The organism is Bacteroidetes bacterium GWF2_43_63 (assembly GCA_001769275.1).
Taxonomy (GTDB): domain Bacteria; phylum Bacteroidota; class Bacteroidia; order Bacteroidales; family DTU049; genus GWF2-43-63.
In genome coordinates, this window is record MEOQ01000041.1 from 20,826 (window position 1) to 39,602 (window position 18,777).

An 18,777-nucleotide genomic window follows, 5' to 3' on the forward strand; every position below is an offset into this window, starting at 1 on the left:
AATTTATTATGGCAGAACGTCTTTCTTCAGCGCAGCTCATGGAATTGGAACACCATTATGGTGCGCACAATTATCATCCGCTTCCCGTAGTTCTTGAACGCGGAGAAGGTGTATTTGTCTGGGACGTGGAAGGCAAAAAGTATTTTGATTTTCTTTCAGCTTATTCAGCCGTGAATCAAGGTCATTGCCATCCAAAAATCGTGGGCGCCATGATTGATCAGGCTAAAAAACTTACCCTGACATCACGTGCGTTTTTCAACGATTCTCTGGGCGTTTACGAAAAATATGTCACCGAATTTTTCGGTTATGACAAGGTATTACCCATGAACACAGGTGCCGAAGCTGTTGAAACAGCTATCAAACTCACCCGTAAATGGGCTTATCTGACAAAAGGTATCAAACGTTACGAAGCAAAAATCATTGTGGCTAAAGGCAATTTCCATGGCCGCACAACCACCATCGTCAGCTTCTCGGATGATCCTTCAGCTTATGATGATTACGGTCCGTTCACCCCTGGTTTCATTCAGATTCCGTACAACGACCTGGCCGCTCTTGAAAAAGAACTGCAACAGGATCCGAATATTGCCGGATTCATTGTTGAGCCCATCCAGGGCGAAGCAGGTGTGTTTGTTCCGGACGAAGGATATCTGAAAAAAGCATACGACCTCTGCAAAAAACACAATGTGCTTTTCGTTGCAGATGAAGTACAGACTGGTATTGCACGTACCGGAAAAATGCTGGCCGTTGATCATGAAGGCATCAAGCCCGACATGATTATTCTTGGCAAAGCCCTCGGTGGCGGTGTATTCCCTGTGTCTGCCGTTCTTTGCAACGACAACATCATGCTCAACATTAAACCCGGTGAACATGGATCAACCTTCGGCGGAAACCCAATTGCAGCCCGCGTTGCTGTTGCCGCTCTCGAAGTAATCAAAGAAGAAAAACTGGTCGAAAATGCTGAAAGACTCGGAAAACTTTTCCGCGACGAAATCCGCAAAATCGACAGCCCGATGATCGAACTCGTTCGTGGTAAAGGTTTGCTCAATGCTGTTATTATTAAACCCAAAGATGGAAAAGAAGCATGGGACGTTTGTCTGAAGATGGCCGAAAACGGTCTGATCGCCAAACCAACCCACGGTCATATCATCCGCTTTGCTCCGCCTTTGACCATTACCGAAGAACAGGTGATGGAAGCTGTAGCTATCATCAAAAAATCGATTCTCGAAATGTAATTTCGATTGCATTCAAAAATAAAAAGGCTGTCCGCTGTGCGTGGATGGCCTTTTTTTGTTTACAAAATTTGCACTATATCAATGCGTTTTCATGAAAAATTTTAACATTCAAAATGTAAGCAGCAATTTATAAAAGTGTAACTTTGCCAATGTTTAGCAAGTATAACGTGATTGCGTTCACATTTTTCATATTAATTGCGTGATTATGGAAATTTTTCGTCGAAGTATTAATCAATTAATTGAATGGCAGAATAAGCCAAAGCGTAAGCCATTAATCCTACAGGGAGCAAGGCAGGTAGGCAAAACATGGCTTTTAAATGAATTCGGAAAAAAACAATTCAAGCAGGTTGCCTATTTTAATTTTGAGGAGCAGCCGGAATTAAAGCAGTTTTTTACAGGCACGAGAGATGCGAGAAGAATAATCGGGAATCTGTCGCTGGTTTTCGGAAAGCCGATTGAAGAAGCAACCACACTGGTTGTTTTCGACGAAATTCAGGAATGCAATGAAGCACTGAACGCGCTCAAGTATTTTTACGAAAAAGTGCCGGAATATTGTATTGTTTCTGCAGGCTCACTTCTTGGTGTTGCCCTGACCAGCGGCAGCTCATTTCCGGTAGGGAAAGTAGATTTTATGACACTCTATCCCATCAGCTTCATGGAGTTTTTATCAGCGGCCTCACCCGATTTGCTTCCAGTAGTAAATAACATTAGTAAACCAGAACCAATACCTGAGATTTTTTTCAATCGTCTGCTGGAGCAATTTAAACGCTATTTTATTTCTGGTGGAATGCCGGAGGCTGTTGTTTCGTTGCTTCAAAACCAGAATATCGACGAAACGCAGACGTCATTGCAAAATATTCTGAATGCATATGCACTTGATTTTACGAAACATGCCTCTGTGAATGATTTTCATAAAATAAATTATATCTGGACATCGCTTCCATCGCAATTATCAAGAGAAAATAAAAAATTCCTTTATCAAAGTGTGAAACCTGGCGCCCGTGCAAGGGAATATGAAAATGCACTGGAGTGGCTTAAAAATGCAGGATTGATTTTCAAAATAAACAAAGTGGCTGCTCCCCGTTTGCCGCTGTCAGCCTACGATGACCTGAGCTCCTTCAAAGTGTACATGAACGATGTTGGGCTGCTGCGCCGTATGTCTTTGCTCAATCCGATTGCAATAGCTGAAGGCAACAGGTTGTTTACAGAGTTCAAAGGAGCGTTGACTGAAAACTATATACTTCAAAGCCTGATTCAACAGTTTGAAGGTGTGCCTCGTTACTGGACCTCGGGGAATCAGGCGGAAATAGATTTTCTGATTCAATATGAAAATGAAATAATCCCGGTTGAAGTAAAATCAGATGAAAACATCCGCTCGAAGAGTCTGGCTGTTTATCGGAAAACCTATTCCCCGGAAATTTCCATCCGCTACTCATTGCGAAACCTGAAGCTGGACGATGGTGTGTTGAATATTCCTTTGTTTCTCGCCGATAACACATTTGATCTTATCAAGACTTTCTATTCCCCGAAATAAAATTATTCAACTCACAATTATTAAGGCTGTCCGCTTTGTGTGGATGGCTTTTTTTGTTGTCTGAATAATTGCTGTATCGCAGGCAAATCATGCAGTAATGGAAATTCTGATATCATTATAATGAAAATTCATATTTTAGCTGATATTATTGCTTTTGTTTCACCAAAATAAGTAATGCATGAGGTGTTTTCAGTTTTGTGTGCTTATATTTTTTTGGCTGCTTTGCGGACCAATGTTATCGCAGGAAATAGTACCGGCTGATTCATTAAACCAGTTTGACAGCAAAGGGAAAAAAGACGGGGTTTGGATTGAGTACATTTCTGAGTATTTTTGTCCTGTAAAAAAAGAAAAAAAAGCGACTTATTTCAGATATGTCAAATACCAGCATGGAGTAATATTTCACACCAGTATTCTTAAGTTTAATTTTATTTCCAAAAAACAAAACAGGATTGTAACTCCTGTCAAAATTGACTCAATGAATAAGCCTGTTATGCTCGATGGGAAATTCGATTTTTATGATGCGAAAAAAAATACAATATTTATGACATGTTTTTTTAAAAATGGGTGGCTTGAGAAAATGATTGGATATGACGTGACTGGCAAATATATGGCAATGGAAATGGACTATTTGGAAAAATATAACGGCATTGAATCCTCGTATTTGTTCACTTATTATAATGAAAAAGGTGAAATAACAAACCAAACATATGGAATTCTCGAAAACTCAAAGTGGCGAACAGTGAGAATTAAATGAGTGAATTGTCGCAGACTGACAACACACTGTCCCAACTAATAAGTTCGCTTATACTGTTTCCATGCGTCTGTATTTTTCCAGAACCACCTTCTATTCTTTATCCAGCAATCGGATGGGGGTAGTTTTGATAGCGGAATGAATGTTAATTTGGCAGGATAACTAATATTATTCTTACTGACAGAAACAAATCTGTCCTGTTTTCTATTTTTTGATTTTTCTGCTATTAAGATTAAATTCTGTTCATTGTCTATCACGAAAACATCCATTGCAATCCCATCATAATACTGATTTAATGATATAACATGATTTATACTTATTGCTTCAATAGTATCTTTGTGAATAAAATAGCACCCCCAATAATAATGCTTCAAAAAAGACTTAATGTTTCTTTCATCATCATACAGGAGATGCTCAAAAAAATCATTCTCAAGATTATTTTTTGAACTGAATAAGCCGAGGAAAGTCCCATCCGGGAAAAACATAATGAAAGTATAATACGGTATCCGATCATCAGATATATATCTGTAGTATCCTTGTGTATTAATTATTGTATCGTATCCATTGTTAAATGCACCATGATATTCATTAAATTCCCTTTTTACATAGGCAGGAACTCTGATAATATCACACGACCATATTACAGTAGCAACAATGATAAAACAAATAATGTTGATTTTTTTCATAATCAATACAATGTAAATGGATTATTGTATCGTTTGAAAATGTCTGTAATTAAAGCATGATTGAAAAAAACCATGGCATTAAGTAAAAAATAAATTGTGATTTTGATCTTCATTTTTCTTTGTTTATCATTTTGTCTGATAAAAATACGAAATATTTTATTGTATTTCAAAGAACTGTAATTCAGTAGTTTTATTTTGCAATACACTAATTTTCGAAGGTAAGCTCCCTTAAAACCAGGCCAGCTGTTCTGATTTGTACTGCGCTTTAGGCCAGCCGTTTCCGGGGTTTTCAAAAAATCGATTCTCGAAATGTAATTCCAATTGCATTCAAAATTTAAAAGGCTGTCCGCTGTGCGTGGATGGCCTTTTTTTGTTTAATTGCTGTCGCGTGAAACAATCGCGATGGAGCTGGGGAAAATTTAGAAAATTAAGTTGTTGGATTTTTATTAAATTCGTGCCAGTTTTAGTATTAACAAAGAATCAATTTTGATGTACAAGTGCTGGATTACATATTATCTCTTTGTTAGGAAAGTTTATAAAAAAAGATGGATAGGAATGGAGTCTAGTGCGATTGCGCTCGCAATAACATGTCTATTCACACACTTTTTTCTTTTCTTCATAATATTTGACATCTTGGCAAAATCGAATATGATGAATAGTGTGTTATCAAAAGAGTTACCACTAGGCCCAATTGTCTTTGTTCTGTCGTTTTTTATATTGCTGGCGTTGGTTTCTTTAATCAGGATTCGACATTCTATGAATATCAAACGACAAGTTATCAATCGTTTCAGGAATTACAATAAGACTTATACTATTCTGTATTTGATTTCAACGAGTACAGCTTTTGTTTCAATCATAGTTTTGCTATTGATGAATCGTTGATAACGATAGTTGATAAACAAATCAATATTTCTCAATACTATTTCACCACCAGCAATTTATTCAGCTGCGCAATAATTTCATCCACGGTCTTTGCCTGAATGATGGTGTCGCGGCGGCGGTGATCGAGTTTCTTACCGCTCAGATTGCGTGACCAGCCCTCGAAAACGGAGGCTGCAATTATTTTTTTACCATACTGCCAGGCAAAGGCAATTTCGGACAAAGTGCCAGAGCCCCCGCCCAGAGCAATAATCACATCGCCGCTCTGCGCCACAATGCTGTTGCGTGCATAGCCAATGCCTGTCGCAACGGCAATATCGGTATAACGGTTGGCCGATTGCCGGTTGCTGTCAGGCAGAATGCCGACGGTAGCGCCGAAAGAATAATTTTCTGATTCATGCGCACCACGAAAAACCGCTTCCATAATGCCCCGGCGGCCTCCCGAGAAAATCGTGAAACCATTATCAACCAGCTTAGTACCCAGTTCGCGCGCAAATGCATAAATCGGATCCGATACTTTACAGTAGCTTGGGCCAATAACACTTACGAATCTGCGTGCGGGTTCCTGCGACATCAGAGATATTTTGAAATGTATTCGAACGGTTTGGTCAGTTCTCCGTTATGCAGGATCAGTGCGCGTTTGATGGCCGGCGCGATTTTCAGATCGTCATATTCATTATTGAAATTGCATTCAACAATAGATTCAACAAAAGGCCGCAGTGCATCGGAAAATCCACGTGAAGCATCGCGTGGCAGCTCGCTCGGAAGAATATCGACCGACATCACACAAACGCCGTCGCCGTCAAAGCCCATGGCGGGAGCGCCTGTGGCAGGATTGTAAACAAATACCGGATCGCTGATCTCAGTTCCTTTATGCGTGAATTCAACGCCACCATCGGGGTCGCATGAAATGTCACCAACCACAACCAGCTTGGGATTGGGTTTTGAATACAACCGTGCAATCTCACTTTTCGACACAATGCGTGGATAGCGGGCATCCCAGTATGAGCCATGAACAAGAACCGTCATGTTTTCGAGATAATCGAAGAATCGTGATTTGTATTCTTCCGGATGCTGGTAATAGTGTTGCAAATCGAACGGACGTTCTTCGCCCACATGTTTCACCATGTCTTGCTCTTTAAAAACAACCTTGTACACCACTTTACCATCGGAAATATCGTCTTTAAGCAACGGCAGATCTTCGGGGAAAATTTCCTTCACAGGCAGCAGATGCAGGATTTCCTGCGCGCCCATACTTACATTGCCGTAACCGGTCACGCCAACAGTAAAAGGAAGTATTTCTTTCGGCAGACCATGTTTCATAATTTCATATCCTACCTTGCTGATGGCTTTCTTTGCCTCAGTCAGTGACGAATAAGTATAGGCCTGGCGCAGCTTTACAAATGGAGTTTCGATACCCAGTTTCTGATAACGCTGTCCAACCGACCACAGGGTGTTGATCATACCTGCGAGTCCCGCATATTTTCCAAAAAATATTACACGCTTATTGAATTCATCGGTGACTTTTTCGTAATCAATCAGATTGCATTTCAACTCCATGAGCCGTTTCAGCATAGGCATGTTGTAAGCTTGCCCTTTGATGACATGAGAGAAAAACATGTAGGTCTTACCGGCCATCAGGTCCTGCATAGGCACTTCTTTCACTCCGAAAATAATGTCGGCATCCGAAATGTCGTTGTTGACAATGGCGCCTGCTTTTCTGTATTCGTCATCCGAAAAAACCCGTTTTGAAGAAGATTGGACATGAATTTCATATCCCTTATTGATAAGAGTGCCAACATGGTCCGGAATAATAGGAACGCGGCGCTCCATTTCATATTTATTTTCATGACGGATGGCGATAATTTTTTTCATACCCTTGTAGATTCATTAAATCGGAGTGCAAACCTACATTTTTTTTGTGAAGCTTCAAAATATTGTGGCAAAAGATTTGTAAGGGCAGCCGGCCACAGGATAGAGATGCTGAATATGAATTCATTGAAAATGTCTATATTTGCATTACAATAAATTCCCGCATTCTTTGTCTGAAAACAAAAAAAAATCATAACTGCATGAAAAACATCTTCAAACTTTCCGCATTGCTTCTTTTCGTTTTTGTCACTATTGGGGCAAATGCGCAAAACACAACCGCACCTGTAAATGCAAATGCTGTTCAAACCGACCTGGCTGTTTTTAACGTCAAAGTAATGTTTCATTGCGCCAACGGTAAAGCTTTGCTCGAAACCGAGCTGGTAAAAAAGCGTGGCGTAGTATCAGCTGTAGCGCATCTGGATACAAAAATAGTTGATGTGACCTACAATACCAAAGAGACCACTCCTGATGCAATAAAGGAATACATTCATCAGATCGGTTATCTGGTTGAAGGCGATCCGGCCGACACCAAACTGAACAACAAAGCCTGTTCGCACGGCGACGGACATCAGGAATAATCACAAAAATCGTTACTTGTTATGAAAAAACTTTTCCTTGCCGGAATTGCAGCGATGCTTTTGCATTTTTCATCATTTGCATTGCTGGTTACCCCCTCGATGGTGTCGCCTGTTCATGGTTCAACGGGGATTGCTGTGAATATCATGCTCGACTGGTCTACATCAAGCGGAGCAACATATTACGAATACAAACTGAGTACGAGTCCGACTTTGGCGGGGGCCACAGCGACATCGACCGGTTCGAACACGTATTTTTATACCTCGGAACTCAAATTCAACACAACCTATTATTGGACGGCCCGTGCGCGCAGTGCCACTGATAGCAGTGACTGGTCCACTATTTATATGTTCACAACCATGGACGGACTAACGCTGATTAGTCCCATAAGCGGCTTTGTGGGAGCTGAAGTAAATCATACACTTGACTGGAACTCAGTTGCGGGCATTACATATTACGATGTGGAATTGGATACAACAGCCTCATTTAACAGTTCTTTGCATCAGATGATTCCTGTCAGTGCAGCATCTTCGCAGTATACAACTTCTAATCTGTTGTTCGGACAGAAGTACTACTGGCGCGTCAGATCGCGGCATAATACTGATACAAGCTCCTGGAGTGCCCCATGGAATTTTACAACATTGAATACTGTTGCACTGACAAGTCCTGCAAGCGGCAATTCAGGACTCGATGTAAATGCAACGCTCGACTGGTATATTACTTATGGTGCCACCTATTATGATATTGAATACGACACCACCGCATCATTCAACAGCACGCTGCATCAGCTGATTCCTGTAAGCAGCGCTTCATCGCAGTACACTACTTCTAATTTGTTTTTTGGTCAGAAATATTATTGGAGAGTCAGAGCCAGACACAGTGTTGATACCAGTGCCTGGAGCGCAACCTGGAATTTTACAACAATGAATACTGTTGCGCTGACATCGCCGGCCAGTGGCAACTCAGGACTCGATGTAAATGTAACGCTTGACTGGTATATCACCTATGGTGTAACCTACTATGATCTTGAATACGACACTACAGCATCATTCAACAGCACGCAGCATCAGCTGATTCCGGTTAGCAGCGCATCATCACAGTACACTACTTCTAATTTGTTTTTTGGTCAGAAATATTATTGGCGAGTCAGAGCCAGACACAGTGCTGATACCAGTGCCTGGAGCGCAACCTGGAACTTCACCACTATAAATACTGTTGCTTTGTATTCGCCTTCAAGCAGCAGCACCGGACAGGATCTCAATACAACGGTGGATTGGTATTCTACCTACGGAGCGACTTATTATGATCTTGAGTACGACACCACAGGTTCATTCAACAGCACACAGCATCAGCTGATTCCAGTAAGTAGTGCATCGTCGCAGTACACGACTTCAAATCTGTTTTTCGGTCAAAAATACTATTGGCGAGTGAGAGCAAGACACAGTGCCGATACCAGTGCCTGGAGCGCAACCTGGAACTTTACTACTCAATCTGTCATTGTATTGGTTACTCCAGTAAACGGAGCCACCAATCAGGATGTCAATGTAAACCTGGACTGGGATTATTTAAACGGAATCACACATTATGATGTTGAATTTGATACAACTGCATCATTCAATAGTCCTCTGCATCAGGTTCAGACCACAATAACTGGGTATTCCAATTATTCTCCTTCCAGCTTATTATTTGGTACAAAATATTACTGGCGCGCCCGTTCAAGGCATTCAGCTGACACCACCTCGTGGTCAGCCACCTGGAATTTTACAACAATGAACGGTATGGCGCTTTCGTTGCCGTCAAACGGAGCAACAAATCAAGCTGTCAATGTAAATCTTGATTGGGCTGCCATTAACGGAATCACCCATTACGACGTTGAATACGACACTACAGCCTCATTCAACAGCCCACTGCATCAGGTTCAGACAACACTTTCCGGATATTCGAACTACACACCCGGCAATATGTTGTTTTCCACAACCTATTACTGGCGCGCCCGTTCGAGGCATTCACTGGATACATCTACATGGTCTTCAGTTTGGTCATTTACCACCACCGATGGAAAACCTGCGCATGTAAGTCCGGCAAATACAGCCACAGGTGTGTCGCTAAATCCGACCATCGACTGGGGCTTTGTTGGCGGTATCAATATCTATCAATATGAATATTCAGCCGATCCAACTTTCAGCAGCGCTATACCAACCAGTACTGGAACAACTTCCCAGGCTGGATTGAGCAACCTGAGTTATGGACAGACTTATTACTGGCGGGTTCGTACCTGTCATATTGCAGACACATCGGACTGGAGCAATCCATGGAGTTTTACTACCTTGTTTCAGCTAACCACTCCTGTTGTATTGAGCAGCCCAGCTGACGGTACAACCGGTATTGGCTCATCAACAGTGAATATGACTTGGCAAACCTATGCAACTGCAGTGTTCTACGAATACATGTATGCCGATAATGCTGCATTTACAAATGCCGTTTCCGGATCAGCTGTATCAGCAGCACAGATCACAGCTACACTTTTGCCTGGCACCACCTATTACTGGAAAGTGCGCGCCAACAACGGTAGCGGCTACAGCCCATGGTCATCTGCATGGACATTTGCAACAAGCGGTTTGGCGGTTCCTGTACACATCAGTCCTATAAATGGAGCTTCAGCCCAGGCTCTCAGTCTTATTATAGACTGGCAGGATGCAGCTGCAGCCACGTTCTATGAATACGAATGTGATGATGATATTATGTTTGGAAGCCCGTTTGCCAACGGATCGGTTACGATTTCGCAGGCCTCACTGAGCGGACTCGCATACAACACAAGCTATTACTGGCGCGTTAGAAGCAGCGACGGGACTAATTTTTCAGCATGGAGTTCACCATGGAGTTTCACTACCGGAACGCTCACTGCTCCAACATTGATCTCTCCTGCCAATGGTGCCAGCAATCAGCCATTGAGTAATCTGACACTTGACTGGAGCGATGTTTCTGGGGCCTCTATGTATGAATATTTCTACGATACCGACATTAATTTCACCAATCCGACTCACGCTATTGTTACAGTGTCGCAGGTCACCATCAGCGGCTTGAACAACAACACCAGCTATTTCTGGAAAGTGCGCAGCAGCGATGGCACAGTGTATTCTCCTTATGCAAGCACCTGGAGTTTTACTACTGAAACCGGAGTTGGCTTTGAAGATGGAGACATTCATGTTTCGCTATATCCAAACCCCACTTCAGAGTCAGCAACGCTGAATTTTGAAACTGTGGCAGACCGAATGATTCGCATTTTCAGTCCGGCAGGCTCATTTGTAAACGAAATATTGACATCAGAGTCGAAGATCGATTTACAGCTGAATGGCTTGAATCCTGGTCTTTACATGATTGTTGTTACTGAAGGTGAGGAAACAAAGACGCTTCGACTGATACTGCAGTAATTACTATTAATTTTTAAACACAGCCGGTACATCTGAAAAGACGTACCGGCTTTTCTTTTACACTAAAAAAATATTTGTAAATAAATGCAATCGCCCTGGATTTCAAATACCTTTGCCGAAAATTCCATACAAGTGTTTTCACGATTAAAAAATTGGTGGCATCGAAGAAAAGAACTTCGCAAAAAACGGAAATGGTATGTCCGGGTTTTGCGATTCATTTTGTTTTCATTTCTTGCGTTCATTCTTTTTCTTTTTCTGATCAATATTAATTTCCTGTGGCTGTTTGGTTCATCACCGCGCATTTCAGATATCAAGAATCCGCAGCAAAGCATCGCTTCAGAGGTTTACAGTTCGGATGGAAAAATGATCGGACGTTTTTACCGCGAAAACAGAACGCCGGTTGAGTACAATGAACTCTCGCCACTGCTTGTGAAAACACTGGTAGCAACAGAAGATGAGCGTTACTATTCTCACATGGGAATTGATTTTGTCGGATTGGTTTCTGCCTTCAAAGACTGGTTCTCGGGTGATTATCGCGGCGCCAGCACTATTTCGCAGCAGCTGGTGAAGAATATGTATAAATCAAGATCGGCCTATTCCAAAGGGCTGTGTGGAAGAATACCGTTTGTGCGCGTTGTAATCATGAAACTGAAAGAATGGATTGGTGCTTTTAAAATTGAAGTGTATTATTCCAAAGAAGAAGTCATTGCAATGTATCTGAATACTGTTGATTTCGGGAACAATACCTTCGGCATCAAAACGGCATCCAGAGTGTATTTCCAGACAACACCCGCAAAGCTGAAACCAGAGCAGATTGCTATGCTGGTGGGAATGCTGAAAGCACCAACAACCTACGGCCCGCTGAAGAACCCGAAAAACTGCGCAAAACGCCGGAATGTTATTCTCGGCATTATGCAGAAGCGTCAGCTGATTTCGAAATCAGAAGCCGACTCGTTATCCGCTCTGCCACTGGGTTTGAAATATAAAATTGAAGACGTGTCAGATGGAGCTGCTCCGTATTTCCGCAATGCAGTGGCCGCCTCAATCGACACATGGTGCCGCGCCAACGGATACGATATTTACAGTTCCGGACTAAAAATTTATACCACCATCGATTCACGCATGCAGCAATACGCCGAAGAAGCAGTGAATAAACAAATGACTTTTCTGCAGCGCGAATTTGATAAACACTGGGGCAATGAAAATCCGTGGCGTGATATCAATTACAACGAAATTCCTGATTTCATTTACACCAATGCACTCGAATGTCCGCGCTACAAGCAGTTTCGAAAAGAAACCGGCAGTGAAGATTCCGCCATGGTGCTGATGAATCAGCCAATTGCCATGAAGATCTTTGATCCTAAACTCGGCGCAGTTGACACCGTGCTAAGTCCGATAGATTCAATAGAATACACAAAACGACTGCTCCACATCGGCTTTGTAGCCATCGAACCACAAAACCGTTATGTACGAGCATGGGTTGGCGACATCGATTACCAGTTTTTTAAATACGATCATGTAAGTCAGGCTGAGCGTCAGCCCGGATCAACTTTCAAGCTGTTTGTTTACACCGCTGCCATCGCTGCAGGCATGGCCCCATGCGATACCCGGCGCGACCAATTTATCGAATGGAAATACAAGGAAAACGGAAAAGATATGGTCTGGCGCCCGCACAATGTGACTGGAAAACACTATGGAATTCCTGTTTCATTGCGCTTTGCTTTTGCACATTCCATCAACAGTATTGCGGTTGCGGTAGCGCGCGAAGTTGGGCTCGACAAAGTGATGGAATACGCATACCGCCTGGGAATCCGGAGTCAGCTCGAAAATGTTCCGTCCATGTGTCTGGGCTCCTCCGATGTGCGTTTGCTGGATCTGGTAAATTCATATGCAAGTATTATCGCCGACGGAATTTATGAACCACCCGTACTTGTTACCCGCATCGAAGACAGGGAAGGGAACACAGTTTGGGAATACAAACCAAACCGCAAACGCGCAGTTGATTATGAAACGGCTGTAATGATGCAGGAAATGCTGAAAGCCGGTATGAGAGAGCGCGGCAGTACAACACAAGCATTGCGCAAATATGACCTTTTCCGCTACGGCACCGAATACGGAGGCAAAACCGGAACATCGTCGAATTTCAGTGATGGCTGGTTCGTTGGCGTATCGCATAAACTCGTAGGCGGGGCCTGGGTTGGAGGCGAACAGCGCTGCATACATTTCCGCAATGGATTTGAGCTGGGCGAAGGCGGCTACTCTGCCCTGCCCGTGTTTGGAATCTTCATGCAAAAAGTAATGAAAGACGAATCGCTCAAAAAATACCGTGCAAAATTTCCTGAGCCAAAAAAGAAACTCACAAAACAATTCGACTGCTGGACCTCGATTCCCGATTCGCTCATGGGCGATTCGGCCGATATGCGGGGTGTAGATTCATTGCTGAATGGCGGATGAGAATTAGGTCAAGATTAAGGTCAAGGTCAAGATCAAGGTTAAGATCAAGGTTAAGGTCAAGTGGGCGAAGCCTCAAATAAAGCTACAAAATACAAAACGCTCTGAAGGAGCTGCAGAATTTTGCCCGGGATGAAGTCCCGGGAATAATAAAAGATGCAAAGCTCAATCAGATAGCCCATAGGGCAAAATATAGAGGACACGCGTCAACGTAAAACGTTGCAAGCAGGAGACGCGCGCCCAATGAGAGTCCTAAAGTTTTAAAGGTGAATATTTATCATCGCTAAAAAGTTTAGCGGTTTAATAAAAATTAAAATTTATTTCATGTGGAGAATAATCGTATTCTTCAACGCATTTTTTTCAATAGTAACTTATCAGCAATCTAAAACGCACCCGAAAAATAATTCTTAACTTGCATTGAATAAAGAAATAAATAATGGCAAAAAGAATAAATACACAAACAGTGCGCGGACAGCAGGCTGTTGACGGCGCAGGAGTTCATCTTCGCAGGGTTTTGGGATTACGCACGGTTACTGATTTTGATCCGTTTCTGATGCTCGATGGTTTTGATTCAACGAATCCGCAGGATTATATAAAAGGGTTTCCATGGCATCCGCACAGAGGCATTGAGACAGTGACCTACCTCATTAAAGGTGAAATTGAACATGGTGACAGTCTTGGAAACAAAGGTGTAATCCGCGATCTGGAATGCCAATGGATGACCGCGGGTTCCGGCATTATTCATCAGGAAATGCCCATGGCTTCGGAGCGGATGCTCGGATGTCAGCTCTGGGTAAACCTTCCGGCGAAGGATAAAATGTGTGATCCTGCATACAACGACATTCAGCAAAATGATGTTCCGAATGTTGCGGAAAAAAACGCCATTGTGCGCGTACTTTCCGGCTTGTACAAAGGAACAGCGGGCGCACTGAAAAGTCATTATGTGAAAGTACAGTATCTCGATATCGCGCTGGAAGGAGGCTCCATATGGACTTATGCCGAAACACCAGACAATCATACTTTGTTTTTGTATCTGATCGACGGCACACTGGCTGCCGATGAATCGCTTCAGAAATTTGAAGAAAAAGCATGTGCCATGCTGATGAAAGCTTCTACAAATTCAGCTGAACAGTTTTCCGAAGTTATAGTAAAAGCTGGTCCGGAAGGTGCGCGTTTTCTACTGATAGCAGCAGAACCGCTGCACGAGCCGATTGCATGGGGTGGCCCCATCGTAATGAACACGCAGGAAGAACTAAACCAGGCTTTTGAAGAGCTGGACGAAGGGACGTTTATCAGGCATGCGCGAAGCTGAAACTTCGCACAGCTGCCAGTATAGAATTGTGTCAGTCTGTAAAACTGTTTTATCTTTGAATAAATATCCCGAAAACGAATCGGGAAAATAAACTGAAATGGATACTATTCAGATAGCGTTTCTGATTTTCGTGGTTGTCATCATTGGGGCCAGGTTGATTAATGACAGAGCAAACAGACAACTGGATTCCGATAAGCGGGCTGCATTGTTCGATCTTTTTGCAAAAGGCAGAATTTTCATGTACATAGCGCTGGCAGGCATTGTTGTGATATTTGTTGTTAGCCTCAAATATGAATTACTGGACCCGATGGCCACATTTCTTATCTATGCAGCACTGCTATTCGTGTATGTGATTGTCACGAATTATATTGCATGGAAACGCCTGAAGAGCAATGATTATCCGGCTTCGTACATCCGGTCATATATTATTTCATCGGTAATTCGCATCGTTGGAATTGTGGTGTTTCTGGCGCTGATGATGATTTAAGCTGCATTTGCAGTGTTGGTTTATTATTGAGACCTTCTCGAAAAATCAAATCAAACGAGTAAATTCATGCACGACCTTCAACATTCCGGAATGCAATGGACTTAACCGAGGCGAAATGGAAGAGTCGGATTGCTGAGTACATCCTTAGCAACGACGATCCCATATCCTCTCTGCGATCGGACGATGGAATATCGTTGCAGCCTGTCACAATATTCCATCGTTCGGAGCTTTTGAGACGTCAAATAGAAATGTCTCTGCGCAGAATATGGAATCGTTGTGGCATCAGCAAAAACAACGGTTCCATGTCCTTTCGCTCCTACGTCGCTTTCGGACGGTGGAATGTCGTTTTTGCTCAGACGTTTTGAAGATTTTCTGATTGAGGAAAAAATTTATTTCATCTCAAACCGAAACACCGCACAGTCATGCGATTCAAGCTTGCCTTGCAATAATTTGATTGTACTCAGATTTTTTCTGTTGAAAATATCGCGGCAATTGTGCGGAAACCAGATGTTGAGATCGCGCTGCACATCAAGTTTGTAGCTTGCTGTGGTGTTTTTTCTGTTCAGGATGCATATTGCTACATCGCCTTGCTGAAGCGGCTTTGAGATAACCAGTAAACTGTCTTTTTCGAAAACAATTTCACCCTGCACGCCCAATGAATCCTGATCTATTGCGATGATTTCGTTGTTGAGAATAATATTTTTTGTTTGCTGATCTAAATTCCGGACATCGCAATTTAAAATAAGTGGTGCTGCAAGCATAGCCCAAAGCGCAAAGTGAGTGCGGTATTCCGTAAATGTGCATCCCTGAAAACGCGCATCGGGTGATGACGATTTTCCTTTTCCCCACAATCCTACCATCAGCATATCCGGATCATTCCAGCCACCTGGGCCGGCATACTGTTCCAGCCCATGCTGCAACTCAAAAATATCCATGATGCCAGCAAGACCTGTATCGTGAGAATACCATGTGTCGCGCGAATCGTAGGTGGTGCGCCACAAGTGTCCTCCTGCAGCCCTTGCCCAGAGCCATGGTTGACGTTGGCCCCATTCGCAGATGGCATAAACGATCGGACGTCCTGTGGCTTTCAGCGCATCGCCCATGGTTTTGTACCGTTGAAAAGCTGTTACAACATCAGTGGGTGCATGGCAATAATCGTATTTCAAATAATCAATTCCCCACTCCGCGAAGGTCTGTGCGTCGATGGTTTCAAAATGCAGACTACCTGTAACACCGCCGCAGGTGCGGTCTGCAGCATCGGAATAGATGCCGAGTTTCAATCCCTTCGAATGTACATAATCAGATAAAGGCTTGATTCCATGCGGAAATCGGATGGGATCCGGAAAAAGCTTGTTGTGTGCGTCGCGCCCACCGACCCAGAAATCGTCGATGATGATGTACTGAAATCCCGCATCACGCATGCCGTTGGCAACCATCGAGTCAGCGATTTCGCGAATGATTTCATCGCTCACATTGGCTTCAACCAGATTCCAGCTGTTCCAACCCATTGGTGGTGTGAGGGCAATATCGCTGTTTTTCTGCGCTGAGACTGATAAAACGATGACAGCAATTAAAATGGAAAAAAATAATTGTCTCATATAAAAAGGTTTTGTCAGAGATTTAAATTCTTCGAATCTCCGCCCCCAAAGCCCTTAAGCGGCCATCGAAATTCTGATAGCCACGATCAATCTGTTCAATATTATGGATAACGCTTTTCCCTTTCGCCGACAACGCAGCAATCAGCAACGAAGCCCCTGCGCGGATATCCGGTGATGTCATCTCGATTCCGCGCAACTGTGTCTTACGCTCAAGGCCAATAATGGTGGCTCTGTGCGGGTCACAAAGAATGATCTGAGCTCCCATGTCAATCAGTTTGTCAACGAAAAACAAGCGGCTTTCAAACATTTTCTGATGAATCAGTACACTGCCTTTGGCTTGTGTTGCAAGAACCAACACAACCGACAACAAGTCAGGCGTGAAGCCAGGCCAGGGTGCATCGGCAATGGTCATGATTGAACCATCGCGGAAAGTCTCAACTTCATACACATCAATTGAAGGAACATGAAGGTCATCGCCCAATTGTTCAACGGGAATGCCGAGTCTTCTGAACACATCGGGGATTATTCCGAGATCTTTTACTGAAGCATTTTTAATTATAATATCGCTCTGTGTCATAGCTGCAAGGCCAATGAAAGAGCCAACTTCGATCATATCGGGTAATAAAACATGATCAGCTCCGCCAAGCTTTTCAACGCCATGAATAATAAGCAGGTTAGAGCCGATTCCTTCGATACTGGCTCCCATTCTCACAAGCATTTTGCATAGCTGTTGCAGGTAAGGCTCGCAGGCAGCATTGTAAATGGTTGTAGTGCCTTCTGCAAGAACGGCAGCCATCACAATATTGGCCGTTCCGGTTACCGACGCTTCATCGAGCAGCATGAAAGTCCCTTTCAGACGGCCTTTCCGACGAGCGATATAAAACGTAGAATCATTATCTTCGAACGTGGCACCAAGTTTTTCAAGTCCAATAAAGTGCGTATCCATACGACGCCGGCCAATTTTATCACCACCCGGACGAGGGATTGCGCCAACACCGAATCGTGAAAGCATAGGGCCAAGAATCATAGCGGAACCCCGAAGAACACCGGCATTCTGACGAAATTCTTCAGTTTTCAGGTAATCAGTATGAACATCAGCAGCGGTAAATTCCCATGTTCCGGGAGCAGGATTATTCACATCAACGCCCAGAAAGCGCATCACATCAATAAGCTTATTCACATCTCTGATGTCAGGAACATTAGAAATGGTGACTTTTTCATTTGTCAACAAAACAGCACAGATAACCTGCAATGCTTCGTTTTTGGCTCCCTGCGGAGTGATGGTCCCTGAAAGCCTGTTCCCGCCAATGATTTCAAAGCTGCTCATGTGACTATTTTAATTTCCGATACTTGTTTTTATTCTTTTTATTTTTTTGCTGACTCCAGGTTTTTGGTTGTGGCTTGTTGTTGAGGACAAATTCAGTAGTGTCCTGCAGTACATATCCGGGATCCAGCGCCAATTTTCCTCCTGAAAGAATATTCAGTTGCTCAATAATTATTTCATCTTTCACACTGTCTTTGTTCCAGGTCAGGTAGAGTTTTTTCATGGTATTGGCAATCAACCGCACCAGTTCTGTCTTCTCTTCTCCATCTTCCATTTCTACGGCTTTCTTCACCATTTTCTCAACGTATCGACCGTAAAATCGGAACCTGACTTCATAAGCAACTGTATAGTTCAGAATCTGGGGGACAACCTCTTTATTCGGCTCAGGAAGCGGGTATGGAGAATCTACATCTAGCTGAAAATCGCTCATCACCATCAGGTGATCCCATAATTTGCGTTTGTAATCAGCCATGTCGCGGGGGCCCGTCTGAACAGTCATCATAGCCTGCACAATGGCATGGGCAGCCTTTGTCCGGGTTTGTTTGTCAGGCATGGTTTTAATGAATTCAATCATTTGTTTGACATACCTGCCATATTCAGTAATTTCCAAATGTTCACGCTGAGTGTTGTACTCCATAAAGTGG

16 protein-coding genes are annotated in these 18,777 nt (G+C 43.1%); 8 read left to right on the top strand and 8 right to left on the bottom strand.

What is annotated here, in order from left to right; translation table 11 throughout:
* Positions 1-8 precede the first annotated feature (8 nt).
* The 3 genes from A2W93_15365 to A2W93_15375 all read left to right on the top strand — a co-directional run bounded on the left by A2W93_15365 (position 9) and on the right by A2W93_15375 (position 3,520).
* A complete protein-coding gene (locus tag A2W93_15365) occupies positions 9-1,232 on the top strand; it encodes an ornithine--oxo-acid transaminase (GenBank protein ID OFY53400.1) in 1,224 nt (407 codons plus the stop codon).
* A gap of 205 nt (positions 1,233-1,437) precedes the next feature.
* Complete coding sequence (locus A2W93_15370) at positions 1,438-2,766, top strand: ATPase (GenBank protein OFY53401.1); 1,329 nt, start codon at positions 1,438-1,440, stop codon at positions 2,764-2,766.
* Positions 2,767-2,998: 232 nt separating this feature from the next.
* On the top strand, positions 2,999-3,520 hold the full coding sequence (locus A2W93_15375; protein OFY53402.1) for a hypothetical protein: 522 nt from the start codon (positions 2,999-3,001) through the stop codon (positions 3,518-3,520).
* A 35-nt stretch (positions 3,521-3,555) separates the two neighbouring features.
* On the opposite strand, the gene A2W93_15380 is transcribed toward A2W93_15375, so the two are convergent.
* The 5 genes from A2W93_15380 to A2W93_15400 form a co-directional block, all read right to left on the bottom strand.
* Positions 3,556-4,203, bottom strand: coding sequence for a hypothetical protein (locus A2W93_15380; GenBank protein OFY53403.1), 648 nt, complete (start codon positions 4,201-4,203; stop codon positions 3,556-3,558).
* A gap of 2 nt (positions 4,204-4,205) precedes the next feature.
* On the bottom strand, positions 4,206-4,496 hold the full coding sequence (locus A2W93_15385; GenBank protein OFY53404.1) for a hypothetical protein: 291 nt from the start codon (positions 4,494-4,496) through the stop codon (positions 4,206-4,208).
* A 240-nt stretch (positions 4,497-4,736) separates the two neighbouring features.
* Positions 4,737-4,970: a hypothetical protein gene (locus A2W93_15390; protein ID OFY53405.1), complete on the bottom strand. Its 234-nt coding sequence runs from the start codon at positions 4,968-4,970 to the stop codon at positions 4,737-4,739.
* 152 nt (positions 4,971-5,122) lie between these two features.
* A complete protein-coding gene (locus A2W93_15395) occupies positions 5,123-5,656 on the bottom strand; it encodes a TIGR00725 family protein (protein ID OFY53406.1) in 534 nt (177 codons plus the stop codon).
* Complete coding sequence (locus A2W93_15400) at positions 5,656-6,957, bottom strand: hypothetical protein (GenBank protein OFY53407.1); 1,302 nt, start codon at positions 6,955-6,957, stop codon at positions 5,656-5,658. Before A2W93_15400 ends, A2W93_15395 begins: the two co-directional genes overlap by 1 nt.
* Positions 6,958-7,019: 62 nt before the next feature.
* Between A2W93_15400 and A2W93_15405 the strand changes: the two genes are divergently transcribed.
* The 5 genes from A2W93_15405 to A2W93_15425 all read left to right on the top strand — a co-directional run bounded on the left by A2W93_15405 (position 7,020) and on the right by A2W93_15425 (position 15,211).
* Complete coding sequence (locus A2W93_15405) at positions 7,020-7,532, top strand: hypothetical protein (protein OFY53408.1); 513 nt, start codon at positions 7,020-7,022, stop codon at positions 7,530-7,532.
* Between the two features lie 21 nt (positions 7,533-7,553).
* A complete protein-coding gene (locus A2W93_15410) occupies positions 7,554-10,961 on the top strand; it encodes a hypothetical protein (GenBank protein ID OFY53409.1) in 3,408 nt (1,135 codons plus the stop codon).
* A gap of 84 nt (positions 10,962-11,045) precedes the next feature.
* Complete coding sequence (locus A2W93_15415) at positions 11,046-13,415, top strand: transglycosylase (protein OFY53410.1); 2,370 nt, start codon at positions 11,046-11,048, stop codon at positions 13,413-13,415.
* Between the two features lie 433 nt (positions 13,416-13,848).
* Entirely contained in the window at positions 13,849-14,724 is an 876-nt protein-coding gene (locus A2W93_15420; protein ID OFY53411.1) for a hypothetical protein, read from the top strand.
* A 154-nt stretch (positions 14,725-14,878) separates the two neighbouring features.
* A complete protein-coding gene (locus A2W93_15425) occupies positions 14,879-15,211 on the top strand; it encodes a hypothetical protein (GenBank protein ID OFY53412.1) in 333 nt (110 codons plus the stop codon).
* 389 nt (positions 15,212-15,600) lie between these two features.
* Here A2W93_15425 and A2W93_15430 read toward each other — a convergent pair whose 3' ends face one another.
* Genes A2W93_15430 through A2W93_15440 form a run of 3 tightly spaced genes read right to left on the bottom strand, consistent with a single transcriptional unit; the run spans position 15,601 to position 18,770 of the window.
* Entirely contained in the window at positions 15,601-16,809 is a 1,209-nt protein-coding gene (locus tag A2W93_15430; GenBank protein ID OFY53413.1) for a hypothetical protein, read from the bottom strand.
* Positions 16,810-16,831: 22 nt separating this feature from the next.
* Positions 16,832-18,136 carry a UDP-N-acetylglucosamine 1-carboxyvinyltransferase gene (locus tag A2W93_15435; GenBank protein ID OFY53414.1) on the bottom strand — a complete coding sequence of 435 codons (1,305 nt, stop codon included), beginning with the start codon at positions 18,134-18,136 and terminating at the stop codon, positions 16,832-16,834.
* A 4-nt stretch (positions 18,137-18,140) separates the two neighbouring features.
* Positions 18,141-18,770 carry a hypothetical protein gene (locus tag A2W93_15440; protein OFY53415.1) on the bottom strand — a complete coding sequence of 210 codons (630 nt, stop codon included), beginning with the start codon at positions 18,768-18,770 and terminating at the stop codon, positions 18,141-18,143.
* Between the last annotated feature and the right edge of the window lie 7 nt (positions 18,771-18,777).